The following is a 17,087-nucleotide window of genomic DNA, read 5'->3' as shown; positions in this document are numbered from 1 at the left end:
ACACCCTCTTCATTACCCGCTCATGCCCTGTTCCATGTCTTGCCCGGCCGCTGCCGCGCCCCGCCGGCCCGTACCGCCGAGCCCCGGCCTGCCGGCCTCGGCGGCTGCAGGCTCACTGTCCAGCCCCGCCGAGCTGCGGAATGCGCAGCGACTTGATCCGCTGTAGGTCGGAGATCTTCACCCCACCGAAGTTGCGTACGTCGAAGCTGACCGTGCCCATGTAGGTGTTCCAGCTGAAGCGCTGGCGCGCCTTGTCGATCGGGGTGATCCGGGCACTCTCGATCATGCGCAGGAAGCCCCAGCGGTTGGGATAGTCGAACACCGTATGGCGCTGGCCATTGCGGTTGACGATATCCAGGCGCGCGCCAAAGGCCTCGCCGTTGCCCGGCCAGGTCAGCCGCTCCCACGACTGGGTATTGTTGCGGTAGTGCAGCCGCTGGCCGTCGATGGTCAGAATGATGTCGGTCAGCCCCGCAGTGGGGTTGATCTGCAGCTCGAAGCCGTTCTGCAGGTCCGACAGGCTGTCGATGACCCGGCCGAGGGCGGTGGCATCGTCGATGCTCGAGAGCATGCGCGGGTCGACCATCGTCGAGCGCTGGCCGCTGCCGGAGCCGGCCAGGTCGCCGATCTCTTCCTTGCGGAACTGCGACATCACCCCCTTGTCGGGATCGATGAAGTACTCCATGTCGCGCACCGAGGCTTCGTTGACCGAGTCGCTGACCGGATAGCGGCCGGCGACCATCTGGTCCCACGGCGTGACGATCTTGTCGTCCCAGGCGGCGTTGAGCTGCTGGCGTGCCGGGGCGTTGAGCGCCTTCCAGGTGTCCTCGACCGGCTCACGGAACAGCGGTTCGAGCGCGCGGATCAACGGCGTGCGCGAGGTATCCACGCGTGAGGCGACGAAGTTGCGCAGGGTGTTGATCTCAGTCGGCTGGCCGGAGAGCGTCGCCATGATCAGCGACTTGCTGCTGCGGCCCACGTCCTGGGCGCTGCGCACGTTGTCCACCCGCACCTTGAGCTGGCGCAGATCGAGCAGGTACTGGTTGAGCACCGAGTTGTCGCTGCCGGTGGCATCGTCCGCCGCCAGCAGTCGCGTCACCGGGCGGAAGTGCTGAGTCAGCAGGCCGTCGTTGAGTCGCGGCAGCGTATTGATATCCACCGCCGCGGCGCCACCCGCGCCGTTGAACACGCTCATCACTCGGCCCCAGAAGCTCTGGTCCTTGGCCTTGCCGCTGGCCTCGTCCTCGGTCTGCGCCTTGGGGTCGTCCCAGGTGGTGTTGTCCTTGACCGCTTCCAGCACCTGGCGCAGCGGCGAGCCCTGCAGGTCGCTGAGCTGGGACAGACGCACGCTGGCCTGATCCAGGGTCTCGAAGTCGGCGACGTGGGTGTTGTCGAGGAAGCGCTCCCAGGCGATCGCGTAGTCACGCTTGTAGCGCGCCATCAGCTGGCTGACGAAGCGCGCCTTCGACTGCACCGCATCGTCGACGTTCTCGTCGTCGAGCACCCAGTCCGATTCCCGCTGGAGATCGCCAGAGACGGTCTCGATGATCGCCGGACGCAGGTACTGGTTCCACACCTCGCGGGTATAGAAGGCCGGTACCGCGCGGCTGGAGTAGAACAGCCGGCCTTCCATGTCGGGGGCCATGCGCGACAGCGTCAGCGGTTCGAAGCGCTGCTCCACCTCCAGCTGGTAGCGCAGGTATTCGCGGTCGACCAGGCTCGAATCGATCAGGAAGGCGTTGAGCCGGTCGCGGCTGTCGGCGACCAGCTTGTCATCGCGCTTGAGCGCCGGCGCCTTGCCCTCCTGCAGGTAGTGCACGTAGAGCGCGGCGTTGTCCATGATGCTGTCGCGGGACGTCTCCAGCCCGCGGCGCGCCACGTAGTCGGCCCACAGTCGCGGCAGCGCGGAGGCGACGAAGTCGCCCTGATCCGCATGGGCGTCCGGGTCGGTCAGAATCAGATAGAGCTTGAGCGAGGAGTAGCTCTCGATCAGCTGCTCGACATCCGCCTGAGAGAGCTTGGTCAGCATCTCCTCGGAGAGCGAGGGGCCCTGCTCACCGGACAGCGTGAGCGTGGACTCGTCGCCATCGGCATTGCCCACGGCGCTGCCCAGTTGGCTGGTACGATCACGCAGCCCCTCTTCCAGCGAGGTTTCGGCGCTGCTGCGGGCCGAATACCAGGCATCACGGGCGCTGTCGGTGGTACGCGAACGCAGCTCACTGCGCGCACGGCTGCCGATCTCGGAGGCGCTGGTGGGCACGCTGCCCAGGGTCGGCCGCGAGGTCGAACGCTCGCGCATGCGCGCCATGGCGTCTTCGCCGATCTGGCGGCCCTGGTCCCGCGCCGCGCCGGCGGCATTCGCCTGCGTACCTGCCTGCGCCGTCGCGTCGGCGGCCGTTCCGCCTTCCCCGTTACCGGTATCGATACCGTCGGCCGGATCACCGAAGGCGGCCAGCGAACGCAGCTGTCGTGCCAGACGCCAGGAGAGCGGCGTCAGCACGTCACGCGTGAACAGCGTGGCCCAGGCCTCCTTCAGCGGCGCGCGCAGCGCATCGCCCTGATACAGGCCCAGGTCGAGACGCAGCGGCACGCCGGTCTCGCGGTGACGCTCGATCGCTGTCAACTGCTGCTCTAAATCGTCGCGCAGCGCCCGGCGCTGGTCCGGCTGGAGGCTGGCATCCGTGCCGAGAGGCGCGATGCGCTCGCGGATATGCTCGAGCCACTGCTTGTTGTTGTAGGCCGACCAGCCCTGGGCGGCAATGGCCGCCACCCCGAGTGCACCGACCGCGCCGATCATGAACGGCGGCAGCGAGCGGCGGTCACCGCGCTGGGAGTAGTAGAGGCTCAGGTTGCGGTCGGGGAAGACCACACGGCGGAAGGTATCGGTGATGAAGTAGCTACGCTCACCGTTGCGCGGCGCCGCTGCGGTCGCCGACGTCGGCGCCAGGGCGAAGGCGTCGCGGGTCTGCTCGTCGATCAGCGCCGGCAGCGCGGGGCCGCTCTGCAGCGCGCTGGTGAAGTAGAGACCGCGCAGGATCGGTGCGCGCTCGGCGTTCTGCTGGGCATCGAACTGTTCGAGGAAGTCGCTGAGCACGCCATAGAGCTCGGCGAAGTAGTCGGGGAAGCGCAGCAGCTCGCTGTCGGCATCGCTGCCCTCTTCCACCACGCGGGCGTCGACCCGCGCGCGCAGCGTGGCCACCAGCCCCGGAAAGCGCTGCTGGAAGGCCCGGGTCACGCCCTGGCGACGCAGCTCGTCGAGCGAAAAGGTCAGGCCCCAGGGCTGCTGGCGCTCAGTGGCATCGAGCGCTTCGAAGGTACGGGTGAAGCCGGGCAGCAGGTCCGCCTTGCTGAAGAACAGATAGACCGGCGGATTGATCCCCAGGCAGGCGCGGTACTCGCTCACCCGGCTGACCAGCTGCTCGGCCAGCGCGTGGGCATCCTGACGCGACTGTTGGAGCAGCTCGGGCAGGCTGACCACCAGCACCAGGCCGTTGATCGCCGGCTTGCGCCGCTGCTTGCGCAGGGTCTTGAGGAAGTCGGCGAACTCGCTCGCCGGCCGATCCTCGACCAGGTAGCGGCCGGCGGTGTCGATCATCACCGCCTCGCGGCTGAAGTACCAGTCGCAGTGCTGGGTGCCGCTCACCGCGGAGAGATTGCTGCCCCCGGCCATGGTCGCCGAGAGCGAAGAGCGGGTCAGCAGCGAGGTCTTGCCCGAGGCCGCCATGCCCACCACCAGATACCACGGCAGCTCGTAGAGCGAGGCCTTGCCACCATCCACCGAGCGCGCCGCTCGCTGCATCGCCATGGCGTGTTTGAGCCGCTCGCTCAGCACCTGATAGTCGCCGGGCTCGCTCTCGGCGGCCTCGCGGTGCACCTCGAGCTCGACCAGATTCTCGATGTTGCGCTCGGCGCGGATGCGGTGGTACTGCCGCATCACCACGACCAGCAGCCAAAGCGCGGTGACCAGCGCCATGGCGATGAAGATGAGCTCGCGCTCCTGGGTCACCAGCGGCAGTAGCAGCACGCAAAGTGCCAGCCCCAGCAGCCAGAGTACGATCGAGAGCGGCCAGAAGCCTTTGAGCGAGCGCAGGAATCGCAGAAAACGCATGGTCACCTCGCCCCTCAACCCTGGCTATCGAACAGCTGACGAATCTGCTCGATCAGCGCGTCGGTCTCACTGCCCAGCCACCAGCGCAGGCCACCATAGACCAGCAGGCAGACCACCACGATGATCAGCAGGTAGACCCACAGCGGGATCTCGTAGCGCAGCAGCTGGCCGACCTGATCCGGCAGCTTCCAGCTCTCGCGACCGTCGATCTCACGCTTGCGGTAGCGCGCGATGTCCTGGCCCAGGGTATTGGCGATATAGCGCAGCTGATCGCGGTTCTCGAGGCTGTACTTGCCCTCGAACCCCAGCGCCAGACAGAGGTGATAGACCTCGAGCACGTCCAGGTTGCCACGCACGTCGCTGCGCAGGCTGTCGAGACGGTCGTAGAAGCCCTCCCCCGCCAGATGCACACCGAAGTAGCGGTACTGAAACGGATGCAGCTCGACGTGCTCGCGGATATTGCCCACACCACCCTTGAGCACGCTCTCGTCGAGGAAGGCACACAGCGCGTACTGGGCATCCTTCACCGCTTCGGCGCTGTAGTTCTCGGCCCGCGCCTTCTCCTCGAACTCGCGCAGCCACTGGTCCACCCGCTCGAGGAAGCGCTCGACGCTCTCGGCCTGCTGGCCACGACGCACCATCAGCACCATGGAGATGAAGTCGCGCGACAGCGTCTTGAGCGTGCGCGGCTCGGCGATATCGGAAGGGTGAGCAAGGGCTTCGGTCATTTCATCACCGCCATCAATTCGATACTGAGGTTCTTGAATCCGCTGGGTACGTAGAAGGCGATCGCCTGGGCTTCCATCATCCGCTCATACACCGCGCCGTGGGGCTCGAGGGCGAAGTAGTGGTTGTCCAGGCGCACCGGAATGGCGCTGGGCAGGCGCGCGGCATGAGTCAGGGTGCCGCCGGGCATGGCGGTGTTGACCACCACCTCGATATCCTCCGGCGAGCCCACCTTGAACGCCCGCGGCACCAGTTCGAGGATCTGGGAGCCGGGCATGTCGGCGTGAACGCAGATATAGAAGTCCGCTTCCTTGAGGCGCGCATCGTTGAGCCGCCCCACGTAGTAGGAGGGGCGCGTCTGTTCGAGCGGAATCGGGATGTACTGGTTGGGCACCACGATCTCGAGCAGCTCGCGCACCACCTTTTCCAGACCCAGCAGCGCCGGCGCCGGGTCGCGGTGGTCGTACTCGGGGATGTCGGCCAGCCGGTGCGACATCGAGAAGGTCATCAGGCCGGCCGCCAGCTCGGCGAGGAAGCGATAGAGCGTCTCCGGGTGCAGCCGCGGATGGTTCAGCATATGCGCCAGCTGCGGATAGGCGCGATTGATGGTGTAGAGCAGCCAGAACAGGGTGACATCGCTGGAGCCGAACTCGGCGACCTGATCCGCGCGCTCGCGCCGGCGTCCGGAGAGCGCCTCGCTGCGCGCCTGCAGCATGCCGATCAAGCGGTTGGCGATCTCCAGCGGCAGCGACACCGCATCGAGATGCAGCGCCGGGGGCATGAACTGCTCGCTGTCGAGACTGAAGCCGCCAGCGGCATTGCGCTTGAGCAGCGCGATCGGGCAGTGGGTGAAGCCATCCAGGCTGTCACCCTCCATCAGCAGAGTGGCATTGAGTTCGAGCGTGCCCAGCTCGTTCTCCAGCGACCCTTCGTTCAGATCGGGCAGGGTCTCGAAGCGCTGCACGAAACGGCGCCCGCCGTGACGCGCCGCGTCCTGGTCGAGGTAGCTCGGCGACCACGGCTCCAGCGTGCGCAGGGCAGCGTAGATCTTCACCTCGCCATTGCGGGCCAGCTCGTCGAGACTGCGCCCCGGCGGCAGTGGGTCATGCTGCGGTGCGTCGAACAGGGTGCCGTCCGGAAACACCAGCTTGAGCCGGGTCAGGCGCAGCATGCCTTGATCGAGCGCGCCAATGTCGACCTCAAGCGCCTGCACGCCCCACTGGAACGGATGCTGGCTGTGGCGTGACTCGGCCAGCTGACGCTGGTGGAACTCATCCTGATACTGAAAATGCTGGGGCAGGAGGAACATGCCCTCCGACCACATGATGCGATTGTGTTTACTCACGTCCCTGTCCCGAACCCTGATTGCTGTCGTCATCGCGGCGCCGAGAGGTAGCGCTGGCGCCGCGGGTCTCAGTCGCCAAGCAGATCATGACCGCGATCGACCTCGATCCGGTCATCGACCAGATGCAGGCGGACCCCTTCGGAGGCGCTCAAGAGGCCATCGTTGCGCAGCTCGTTGGCGTCGAAGATCACGTGCCAGTCGTCGCTGACGGTGTTGCGGAAGAATGCCGCCACGCCGACGAATTGAGTGCTGGGGTCCAACGCGGCGGTATCGACCTTCTGTGTACCGGGGAGCAGCGTCAGCTCGCGCTGCGACACCAGGCTGTTGCCCAGCACGCCGCGGGCGTTGGCCCACAGCTGGCGTGGTGAAGCGGTGGCGAACGGCGCACGCTCGGTCAACTGATAGATCCGCACGACCACGGAGAGCGGCTCGCCGTCGACGTCGGGGTTGAGCGCGCTGTCGCTGTCGATAGTGACGCGCACCCGCTCGCTGTTGCCGAACAGATCGCCGGCCCAGGTATCGTCGAAGCGCTTGCCGACCCGATCGGCCACGCCGCACCCCGCCAGCAGCACCGCCAGCCATCCCACCAGGAGAAACGCGCTCACGCGGCGCAGCGTTACCCTCATCGACTTCTCGCTCCATTCTTCTTTTAGGCAATCCCCGGGGCATTGAATGCGCTGCCCGAGGCCGAACTCAACCCGTGCAATGGCCGCGCAGCAACGTTCAGCGAGAGCGTGCTTCAAACGTTCAGCGGAAACGACCCTATATAGCACTGCGCCGATTACCGGCGCAGAACTAAGAAAACTTAGACTTCTCTCAGACAGTGACCACCTTAACAGATTTAGTCGCTATAATAGGGCACAAGTTTAACAAACGCTTACCCATTAACATTAATTTACACAAAGGCCGACCAAGACACATGCGAGTATCGAAGCTGAAACGTCTCTCGGTTGTCGGATGCCTGGCGCTGAGTGCCTGCGCCAGCGGTCCGCAAACAGCGGTCGATTATGTCAAAGTGACCGAGCGCTTCACCGGCACCCTGCCCTGCCAGGACTGCAGTGGCGTCGACACCGACCTGATCCTCAAGCGCGACCCGATCACCGGCGCCCCGGCGGGATTCTACCTGCACGAGATCCGGATCGATGCGCCCGGGGGTGAGCGAGTCAACACCGCTTGGGGGAAATGGTCACTACATCGCGACGTTAACGACTTCCACCGCCAGCTCTACGCGCTCCAGCCCGAGGTCGGTCAGACGCGGATCTTCCAGCCGGTGGACGACACGGCACTCGAACCGTTGGACGCTCAGGGCACCCCGGTGCACGACAGCGAAGGCGAGCCGGCACGTCTCGAACGCGTCACGCCAGACCTGACGCCGGCCAATAGCGCCGCTGACGATTAGGTCTCAGAACGTGCTACAGTGCAACGATAAGTTTGATTACATCACGTTGTAAGAGATCTCTTACAAGATGCATGGCGGATCGCTGTAAAAGACCGTCAGTACATTCCGATACACGCATATAGCGTTTTCTGGCATCCTCGCAAGTTGACGTATGCCGGGCGCCGAGTGCATTAACGAATGTGCCTAACCGACGTGATAATGGATGACGCCGGGGTACTCCCGAGCAACGCTCGAGCCGTTCCAGGAATCGATCATGACGCAGTCTTTCGATGTCGATAGTTTCATCCGCTCGCGCAAACAGACGCGCGCGGTTTCCGATCTGCTCAAGGCGCAGGCATCGGACTATCTGGCCACGCTCTCTCCGCTGGTTCGTCCGCAGCCGCTGTTCGGCGAGTATCTGCAGGGCGCACCGCGCGGCAGCGGTCGCGAGACCCAGCATCACTTCAAGGAGTTCCGCACGCTGTTCGACAAGCATGCCGGCGCGCGACCCTTCAATCTGATGAACGAGCTCGAAGTGCCGCTCAACATCATCAACTCGACCCCGGAGCTCTATCCGCTCGAGTATGACCACACCCTGGACAACGGTACGCGGGTGCGCGTCACCAGCCCGACCCGCTGGGTGGTGGGCTACAGCTCGTTCGAGCTCAGCCGCTTTCGCCAGGTGGTCGGCGACCCCAACCGCAGCGGCTCCGAGCTGCACCGTTTCGTGGTGCACTACCTGATGCTGTTCCACTGTTTCAGCCGTGCCGGTGGCCTGGGGCGGCTGTTCAAGGGGCTGCGCTTTCCGGTGGGGTTCCAGTGCCTGGACGATTTCGGTGACCTGCCCTTCTGCGTCATCAGCTCGCCGGTGTCGTCGACGCTGCCGAGCGACCCGGTGATTCGTCACAGCACCGAGATCTCGGGCAGCCGCAGCTTCGAGGAGCTGATCTCCGACGCCGAGATCGAGGCGATGCGCGACGGTCTGCGCGAGCAGCTCACCGAGGCGCTGGCGGCCGCCAGCGCAGAGTGATCGGCGCCGCCGTCGATCTCGCCGAGACGGCACTGCCAAAACACGACATCGCCTGAACGACATCGACTGAACGACATCGCCACCAAGACATTCGTCACCCGGACACTCGACATCTCAACAAGAGGACGACCTCATGGCCAAGAACGAAAGTACCCAGCACAAACTCTCGCGTGTCAGAGCGCCCCGCGTACACCTCACCTACGACGTCGAGATCGGCGACAGCATCGAGAAGAAAGAGCTGCCGTTCGTGGTCGGGGTGATGGGCGACTACTCCGGCAACCCGCTCGAGCCGCTGCCGCGACTGAAGGATCGCAAGTTCGTCAATATCGACCGCGACAACTTCGACAGCGTGATGAAAGGGGTCAAGCCGCGCCTGAGCTACCGCGTCGACAACACCCTGGCCAATGACGGCTCGCAGCTGCCGGTCGAGCTCAACTTCAAGCGCATGGAAGATTTCGAGCCCCAGGAAGTGGTGCGTCAGGTGGAGCCGCTGCGCAAGCTGCTCGACGTGCGCAACAAGCTCGCCGATCTGCGCAACAAGATGGGCGGCAACGACAAGCTCGAAGAGCTGTTGATGGATGTGCTGCAGAACACCGAGAAGCTCAAGGCGCTGGGCGAAGAGCTCGGCCGCGAAGCCGCTGCCAAACCGCAGGACGAGAAGGAATAACAGGAGTCACTCATGGCCGAGAATCAGACCGACAACCAGCCCCAGAGCGAAACCCAGGAGGTCTTCGCTCCAGAGACTTCGCTGCTCGACAGCATCATCTCCGAGAGCCGCGTGGCACGTTCGGAGACCGAGCGTACCCGCACCCGTGACCTGATCGACGAGCTGGTGCATCAGGTGCTCGAGGGCGAGGTGACCCCGAGCAAGGATCTGATCGCGGTGCTGGATTCGCGCATCGCCGAGATCGACTCGCTGCTCTCCGACCAGCTCAACGAGATCATGCACGCCAGCGAGTTCCAGCAGCTGGAAGCCTCCTGGCGCGGGCTGAAGTACCTGACCGACCAGTCCGAGACCAGCACCAACATGAAGATCCACATGTTGAATGCGTCGAAGAAGGATCTGGTCAAGGATCTCAAGTCGGCGTCCGAGTTCGACCAGAGCGCGCTGTTCAAGAAGATCTACGAGGAGGAGTACGGCACCTTCGGTGGCGCCCCCTACGGCATGCTGATCGGTGACTACGAGTTCGGCCGTCACCCGCAGGACATGTACCTGCTGGAGCAGGTCTCGCACGTCGCCGCCGCGGCCCACGCCCCGTTCATCTCCTCGGCCTCGCCGGAGCTGTTCGGCTGGGACTCGTTCACCGACATGACCGGCCCGCGCGACCTGTCGAAGATCTTCGACACCGTCGAGTACGCCAAGTGGAAGTCGTTCCGCAATTCGGAAGATGCCCGCTACGTCGGCCTCACCCTGCCCCACGTGCTGGGTCGCCTGCCCTACGGGGAAGAGACCACCCCGGTGGAGGAGTTCAACTTCACCGAGAACGTCGACGGCCGCGACCACAACAAGTACTTGTGGATGAACGCCGCCTACACCATGGGCGCCCGCGTCACCGACGCCTTCTCCCAGTACGGCTGGTGCGTGGCGATCCGCGGGGTCGAAGGCGGCGGTCTGGTCGAGGACCTGCCGACCCACACCTTCCAGACCGACGACGGCGAGGTGGCGCTGAAGTGCCCCACCGAGATCTCGATCACCGACCGCCGCGAGAAGGAGCTCTCCGACCTCGGCTTCATTCCGCTGGTGCACTGCAAGGGCACCGACTACGCCGCTTTCTTCGGCACCCAGTCGGCCCAGCTGCCCAAGCAGTACAACACCGACGTCGCCAACGCCAACGCGCGCCTGTCGTCGCAGCTGCAGTACATCTTCGCCACCTCGCGCATCGCCCACTTCATGAAGGCGATCATGCGCGACAAGGTGGGCAGCTTCGCCTCGCGCCAGAACGTCGAGGACTACCTCAACGAGTGGCTGTCGCAGTACGTGCTGCTGGACGACAACGCCGGCCAGGAAGCCAAGGCCAAGTACCCGCTGCGTGAAGCGCGGGTCGAGGTCGCCGAGGTGCCGGGCAAGCCGGGCGCCTACAAGGCGGTCACCTTCCTGCGTCCGCACTACCAGCTCGACGAGCTGACCGCGTCGCTGCGCCTGGTCTCCGAGCTGCCGCAGTCGACTCGCGGCTCTTGAGTCCGAGCGGGGCGGCTCGCCGCCCCGACCTGCGCGTCAGTCGCGTCGCCGCTCCGGCGGCGGCGCGATCGACGTCATCCACCCGCCAAGGTCATTCACCCCCCTCAGGGAGCGTTCCGGCATGAGCGACACGATGCAGATGGTCCCGACGCTGCTCGACCGTCTACTCGACGACGAGCCGCAGCACACCACCGAAGCGCAGCCCGGGCACCGCTGCTCGGTGAGCGCTTACAAGGCCTCGGTGGTACGCGACCTGGAGCTTCTGGTGAATACCCGCCGCGAGCTGATCGCCGGCGAGCTGGATGCCTGGCCGGGGCTGCAGGGCACGCTGCTCGACTACGGCCTGCCTGACTTCATCAGCCGTGGCGTGCGCAGCACCGAAGACCGACGCCTGATCCAGCGCCAGCTCGAACGCACCATCGAGCACGGCGACAAGCGTTTCAGCAGCGTCCGCGTGGAGCTGCTCAACCAGGACACCCATGACCGCATCCTGCAGTTCCGCATCGAAGCCGTGCTGTCGTTGAGCGAAGCCAGCCAGCGCGTCGCCTTCGATGCCGTATTGCAAGTCAATACCCGCCAATACAAGGTGCAGAACCTGATCTAATGCTCGACGACCTGCTGCCCTACTACGAGAAGGAACTCTCGCACCTGCGTTTTCTGGGGCAAGAGTTCGCCACGCGCTATCCCAAGATCGCCTCCCGCCTGCTGCTGGAGGGGGATTACTGCGAAGATCCCCACGCCGAGCGCATGATCGAGTCGTTCGCGTTCCTGAGCGCGCGCGTGCACAAGAAGCTCGATGACGACTTCCCCGAGATCGTCGAGGCGTTTCTCGACGTGCTCTATCCGCACTATCTGCGGCCGACGCCGTCGCTGTCGATCGTCGAATTCGACCCCGGCCCCCAGACCTCGCTCACCGGGCGCTACCACTTGCCGCGGCATACCGCGCTGCACTCGCGCCCGGTAGAGGACGCCGTGTGCCGCTTCCGCACCTGTTACCCGGTCGATGTCTGGCCGGTGGCGCTGACTGGCGCCGAGCTGACCCGGCTGGAGCGCTCCTCGTTCAACGCCCACGGCAACGACCACGTGGCCAAGCTGAGCCTGAGCCTGGAGACACTGGGCAACACCGATTTCGGCAAGCTCGGCCTCGACCGCCTGCGGCTGTTCCTGGATGGCGAAGGCAGCCTGATGCATCCGCTCTACGAGATGCTGTTCAACAACGTCGCGCGGGTCTCGGTGAGCTTCGTCGAGGGCGGCCAGACCCGCGAGATCGGACTGCCCCCGGACGCCATCACCCCGGTCGGCTTCGGCCCGGACGAGGGGCTGATCGACTACTCCGAGCGCTCCTTCATCGGCTACCGCCTGCTGCACGAATACTTCACCTTCCCCGAGAAGTTCCTGTTCTTCGATCTCTCGGGGCTGGCGCGGCCGCTGGCCGACAAGCCGGTGACCCGGGTCCAGATTCATTTCCTGTTCCGCGACTACGACCAGCACGAGCGCCTGGCGCGTCTGGCCCAGACCCTGGGCCGGCACAACTTCCGCCTCGGCTGCACGCCGGTGGTCAACCTGTTCTCGCAGCAGGCCGAGCCGATCAAGCTGACCCACACCCGCCACGAGTACCCGGTAGTGCCCGACGTGCGCCACTCGCGCTCCACCGAGATCGTCTCGATCGACGAGGTGACCCGGGTGATCCGTACCGCGACACGCGATGAAGTCGCCCCCTGCCTGCCCTTCTTCGAACCTCGTGACAGCGAGAAGCAGGCGCGTCAGAGCTACTGGATCGCGCGCCGGGTCGGCGCGGAGAACGCCCGCGATCCGGGCACCGAGATGCGCCTGCGGGTGGTCGACCGCGAGCTGGAGCTGCTCGACGGCAGCAGCGACACCCTGAGCCTCAGGCTCACCTGCAGCAACCGCGATCTGCCCCAGCTGATGACCTTCGGCCACCCGCAGGGCGACTTCACCCTGGAGCGCGAGCAGGTGGTGCAGCAGATCCGCTGCCTGCGCAAGCCGACCTCGCCGGTACGCCCGCCCATGGGCAAAGGGGTGATCTGGCGGCTGGTTTCGCATCTCTCGCTCAATCATCTGTCGCTGGTCAGCGATGGCCGCGAGGCGCTGATGGAGCTGCTGTCGCTCTACAATTACCGCCAGGCCTCGGCGATCCGCAAGCAGATCAACGGGATCACCGCGATCGCGAGCGAACCGGTGATGACGCGCATCGGCCACCCGCGCCCGGCGTTCGTGCGCGGTACCGGCATCACCCTGGAGCTGGACGAGAGCCAGTTCACCGGTAGCGGTATCTATCTGTTCGGCAAGGTGCTGGATCACTTTTTCGGTCAGTACTGCAGCCTCAACAGCTTCACCCAACTCACGCTGCGCTCACGCCAGCGCGAACAGCGAGTCGTCCAATGGCCGCCGAGAACCGGTACTCAGCCCCTGGTCTGATCGACCAGGCGCGCGCGGAGCCCTGGCGTTTCGGGTTCTTCCAGCTCGTGCGTCTGCTGCGCCTGCACTACAGCCGCACCGGACGCATCGACCCCGAGAACCGGCCGCATCAGGACCCGCTGCGCTTTCGCTCGCTGCTCTCGCTCAATTTCCCCCCCAGCGAGATCAGCGATCTGTCGTTCGAGAACGCCAAGCTGCGCTCGGCAAGCGGCGAGCCGCTGAGTGAGATCCAGATCACCTTCATGGGGCTGGTCGGCCCCTCCGGCGTGCTGCCAAGGCCGTACACCGAGCTGCTGATCAATCGCCACATGGAGAAGCGCGACGACGCCGCCCACGCCTTCATGGACTTCTTCTCCCACCGCATGACGGCGCTGTTCTACGAGGCGTGGCAGAAGTACCGCTTCCATATCGAGTACGAGCGCAAGGGCAGCGCCGATTTCGAGAACTGGCTTTTGCATCTGGTCGGCTTCACCCCGACCACCCAGACGCAGGTGCTCGACCGCCCGGAGCAGACGGGCACCCTGCGCCGCGAGCTGTTCAGCTGGTTCTCGGGCCTGTGGAGCCAGCGCCCGCGCAACGTCGGCAACCTGCAGTCGATCCTGACCTACACCTTCGGCCAGCCGTGCCAGGTAGTGCCCTTCAGCGGGCGCTGGATTCGTCTCGCCCCCGATCAGTACACCCGTCTGGGCCAGGCCAACGCGCGCCTCGGCCAGAGTGCCGTGGCAGGCACCCGGGTGCGCGACTACCAGTCCACGTTTCGCGTGCGCTTCGGCCCCCTCGACCTGGACGCCTACCGTGAGCTGCTGCCGGGCACCGAGCGTCACCGCCAGCTGGTCAAGCTGCTGCGCTTCTATGCCGGCATCGAACTCGACTTCGAGATCGAGCTGATCCTCGACAAGCACCAGATACCGTCGCCCCAGATAGGCCAGGGCAGCGCCCTGGCGCTGGGTCGGCTGGGCTGGCTCAAGCCGCCGGAGCGGCCAGCCAGCGCCCATGGACATGCACTCTTCGCAATCACCTACGATGGAGCCACGGCGTGAGTCTCAAATCCCTCTTCGACAAGCTCAACGATCCCTGCCGCGAGGCCACCGAGGGCGCCGCGGCGCTGTGCCTGGCCGAGCGCCAGTACGACGTGGACATCGAACACCTGCTGCTCAAGCTGCTCGACAGTGACGACAACGACGTGCTGCGTATCGCACGCCACTACGATGTCGCCCTCGACCGCCTGGCGAGCCAGCTCGAGGAGACGGTCGCCACCTTCAAGACCGGCAACACGCGCACGCCGGCACTCTCGCCGCGGATCACCCGTCTGATCGAGCGCGCCTGGGTGATCGCCTCGATCGACCACGGCGAAGCCCAGATCCGCAGCGGCTACCTGCTGCTGGCGCTGCTCAAGGATGACGAGCTGCGCCGGGTGATCGTCGACGGTGCGCGCGAGCTGGAACGCATCCAGGTCGACGACCTGCAGGCGCACCTCAGCGACCTGATCGGCGGCAGCAGTGAAGATCAGCACGTGCGCGAGCTCGGCGAGGCGAACGCCGCCGCCGGCCCTGCGGCCAATGCCGCCGGCGGCGAAGGCGAGAAGCGCGGCAAGTCGAAGACCCCGGCCCTCGACCAGTACACCATCGATCTGACCGGCAATGCCCGCGCCGGGCGTATCGATCCGGTACTGGGGCGCGAGGAGGAGGTGCGCCAGATGGTCGACATCCTCACCCGGCGGCGCCAGAACAACCCGATCCTCACCGGCGAGGCCGGGGTAGGCAAGACCGCCGTGGTCGAGGGCCTGGCCCTGCGCATCGTCAACGGCGACGTGCCGCCGCCGCTCGCCCAGGTCGAGCTGCGTACCCTCGACCTGGGCCTGCTGCAGGCCGGCGCCGGGGTCAAGGGGGAGTTCGAGAACCGGCTCAAGAACGTGATCGAGGAGACCAAGCGCAGCCTGCACCCGATCATCCTGTTCATCGACGAGGCCCACACCCTGATCGGCAGCGGCGGTCAGGCCGGCCAGGGCGATGCCGCCAACCTGCTCAAGCCGGCCCTGGCCCGCGGTGAGCTGCGTACCATCGCCGCCACCACCTGGGCCGAGTACAAGAAGTACTTCGAAAAGGATGCCGCTCTGGCGCGGCGCTTCCAGGTGGTCAAGATCGAGGAGCCCGCCGAGCCGGTGGCGATTGCCATGCTGCGCGGCCTCAATCAGCGCATGCAGGACCACCACAAGGTCAGCATCCTCGATGATGCCATCGTCCAGGCGGTGCGCCTCTCCCACCGCTACATCACCGGGCGCCAGCTGCCGGACAAGGCGGTCAGCGTGCTCGATACCGCCTGCGCCCGGGTCGCGCTGGCCCAATCCTCGCAGCCGGCGGCGCTGGAGGACGCCCACCGCCGGGTCGACAACCTGGAGAGCGAGATCGCGATCCTCGAGCGCGAGCAGCGTGAAGGCAGCGACCATGCCGAGACGCTCGCCGCCCTGGGCGAGCGCCTGGAAGCGACCCGCGCCGAGATCGCCGATCTCGATGCGCGCTGGTCGCGGGAGCAGGAGATCGTGACCCGGCTCAAGGCGCTGGAAACCGAGCGCAGCGCGGTCGAGGCGGGTGAACAGGCCGGCGACGTCGATGCCCTGAGCCGCCAGGTCGGCGACACCCGCCGCGAGCTGGCCGAGGTCCAGGGCGAGCACGCGCTGGTGCATGGCCATGTCGACGGCAACGTGATCGGCGAAGTGATCTCCAACTGGACCGGCATTCCGCTGGGCAAGATGCTACGCGACGAGATCACCACCGTACGCGAGCTGCCCCAGCTGCTCGGCGAGCGCGTGCTGGGTCAGGATCACGCCCTGGCCGAGATCGGCAAGCGCATCGCCATTTCGCGGGCGCGGATGGAGGACCCCAACAAGCCGATCGGGGTCTTCCTGCTGCTCGGCCCCAGCGGGGTGGGCAAGACCGAGACCGCGCTGTCGCTGGCCGATGTGCTCTACGGCGGCGAGCGCAACGTCATCACCATCAACATGTCGGAGTACCAGGAGGCGCACACCGTCTCCAGCCTCAAGGGCTCGCCGCCGGGCTATGTCGGCTATGGCGAGGGCGGCGTGCTGACCGAGGCGGTGCGGCGCAAGCCCTACAGCGTGGTCCTCCTGGACGAAGTGGAGAAGGCCCACCCGGACGTGCTGGAGCTGTTCTTCCAGGTGTTCGACAAGGGCGTGCTCGACGACGGCGAAGGACGCGAGATCAACTTCCGCAACACCGTGATCCTGCTCACCTCCAACGTCGGCACCGACGACATCATGCGCCAGTGCCTCGGCGCGGACGAGCTGCCGGCACCGGAGGCGATCGTCGAGAGCCTGCGCGATCAGCTCAACGCGGTTTTCAAGCCGGCCTTCCTCGGGCGTCTCAACATCATCCCCTACTACCCGGTGCAGAAAGAGATCCTCAACAACATCGTGCGGCTCAAGCTCGAGCGCATCAAACAGCGCTTCGAGTACAACCACCGGGCCCGCTTCGACTACGACCCGGCGATCGTCGACGCCGTCGCCGCCCGCTGCACCGACAGCGACAGCGGCGCGCGCAACATCGACAACATCCTCTCCGGCAGCCTGATGCCGACCATCGCCGCCCAGGTGCTCGACCGCATGGCCGCGGGCGAGCCGATCGAGCGGCTGGCGATCAGCCTCGACGACCAGGGCGAGTTCGCCTACGACCTGAGCTGACTCGCCACCGCCGCCCGGAAGGCCCTATATTTCCGGGCGGCGGCTCTCATCGCTGCCGCCTCCTCACCCAGCATGTCAAACGCAGCCGATGGGTAATCCCACCTGTAAGGGTTTGCTGCCGCCGCGCCAGGCGCTAGGCTGCAGTCGCCACCGAGTGTCTCGCCCGAGCGAATGCCGGGCTCCCC

General features: G+C 65.8%; 12 protein-coding genes. 8 read left to right on the top strand and 4 right to left on the bottom strand.

Annotation, left to right across the window (positions count from 1 at the left end):
- Positions 1 to 112: 112 nt before the first annotated feature.
- The 4 genes from ABV408_RS07240 to tssJ all read right to left on the bottom strand — a co-directional run bounded on the left by ABV408_RS07240 (position 113) and on the right by tssJ (position 6,805).
- Entirely contained in the window at positions 113 to 4,108 is a 3,996-nt protein-coding gene (locus ABV408_RS07240) for a type VI secretion protein IcmF/TssM N-terminal domain-containing protein (RefSeq protein WP_353981773.1), read from the bottom strand.
- 14 nt (positions 4,109 to 4,122) lie between these two features.
- A complete protein-coding gene (gene icmH / locus ABV408_RS07235; protein ID WP_207034726.1) occupies positions 4,123 to 4,836 on the bottom strand; it encodes a type IVB secretion system protein IcmH/DotU in 714 nt (237 codons plus the stop codon).
- Positions 4,833 to 6,179 (bottom strand): type VI secretion system baseplate subunit TssK, encoded by a 1,347-nt coding sequence (gene tssK / locus ABV408_RS07230; RefSeq protein ID WP_353981772.1) that lies wholly within the window; start codon positions 6,177 to 6,179, stop codon positions 4,833 to 4,835. The genes icmH and tssK overlap by 4 nt, the downstream gene beginning before the upstream one ends.
- A gap of 68 nt (positions 6,180 to 6,247) precedes the next feature.
- Positions 6,248 to 6,805, bottom strand: coding sequence for a type VI secretion system lipoprotein TssJ (gene tssJ, locus ABV408_RS07225; protein ID WP_353981771.1), 558 nt, complete (start codon positions 6,803 to 6,805; stop codon positions 6,248 to 6,250).
- Between the two features lie 293 nt (positions 6,806 to 7,098).
- Between tssJ and ABV408_RS07220 the strand changes: the two genes are divergently transcribed.
- The 8 genes from ABV408_RS07220 to tssH all read left to right on the top strand — a co-directional run bounded on the left by ABV408_RS07220 (position 7,099) and on the right by tssH (position 16,902).
- A complete protein-coding gene (locus ABV408_RS07220; RefSeq protein WP_353981770.1) occupies positions 7,099 to 7,578 on the top strand; it encodes a copper resistance protein NlpE N-terminal domain-containing protein in 480 nt (159 codons plus the stop codon).
- 253 nt (positions 7,579 to 7,831) lie between these two features.
- The gene (locus ABV408_RS07215; RefSeq protein ID WP_035469442.1) at positions 7,832 to 8,587 is read left to right on the top strand and encodes a hypothetical protein; all 756 of its coding nucleotides are present in this window, start codon (positions 7,832 to 7,834) and stop codon (positions 8,585 to 8,587) included.
- Between the two features lie 133 nt (positions 8,588 to 8,720).
- The gene (gene tssB, locus ABV408_RS07210; RefSeq protein ID WP_035469440.1) at positions 8,721 to 9,254 is read left to right on the top strand and encodes a type VI secretion system contractile sheath small subunit; all 534 of its coding nucleotides are present in this window, start codon (positions 8,721 to 8,723) and stop codon (positions 9,252 to 9,254) included.
- Positions 9,255 to 9,266: 12 nt separating this feature from the next.
- Positions 9,267 to 10,766, top strand: a complete 1,500-nt coding sequence (gene tssC / locus ABV408_RS07205; RefSeq protein WP_035469437.1) for a type VI secretion system contractile sheath large subunit — start codon at positions 9,267 to 9,269, stop codon at positions 10,764 to 10,766.
- Positions 10,767 to 10,887: 121 nt separating this feature from the next.
- Positions 10,888 to 11,370, top strand: coding sequence for a type VI secretion system baseplate subunit TssE (tssE, locus tag ABV408_RS07200; protein ID WP_035469434.1), 483 nt, complete (start codon positions 10,888 to 10,890; stop codon positions 11,368 to 11,370).
- Positions 11,370 to 13,205 (top strand): type VI secretion system baseplate subunit TssF, encoded by a 1,836-nt coding sequence (gene tssF / locus ABV408_RS07195; RefSeq protein ID WP_353981769.1) that lies wholly within the window; start codon positions 11,370 to 11,372, stop codon positions 13,203 to 13,205. The genes tssE and tssF overlap by 1 nt, the downstream gene beginning before the upstream one ends.
- The gene (tssG, locus tag ABV408_RS07190) at positions 13,169 to 14,245 is read left to right on the top strand and encodes a type VI secretion system baseplate subunit TssG (protein WP_353981767.1); all 1,077 of its coding nucleotides are present in this window, start codon (positions 13,169 to 13,171) and stop codon (positions 14,243 to 14,245) included. The genes tssF and tssG overlap by 37 nt, the downstream gene beginning before the upstream one ends.
- Positions 14,242 to 16,902 carry a type VI secretion system ATPase TssH gene (gene tssH, locus ABV408_RS07185; RefSeq protein WP_353981766.1) on the top strand — a complete coding sequence of 887 codons (2,661 nt, stop codon included), beginning with the start codon at positions 14,242 to 14,244 and terminating at the stop codon, positions 16,900 to 16,902. The genes tssG and tssH overlap by 4 nt, the downstream gene beginning before the upstream one ends.
- Positions 16,903 to 17,087: the final 185 nt, after the last annotated feature.

The sequence above is a fragment of the Salinicola endophyticus genome (assembly GCF_040536835.1).
GTDB classification, from domain to species: domain Bacteria; phylum Pseudomonadota; class Gammaproteobacteria; order Pseudomonadales; family Halomonadaceae; genus Salinicola; species Salinicola endophyticus_A.
This window is presented reverse-complemented; position numbering and strand designations above follow the sequence as displayed.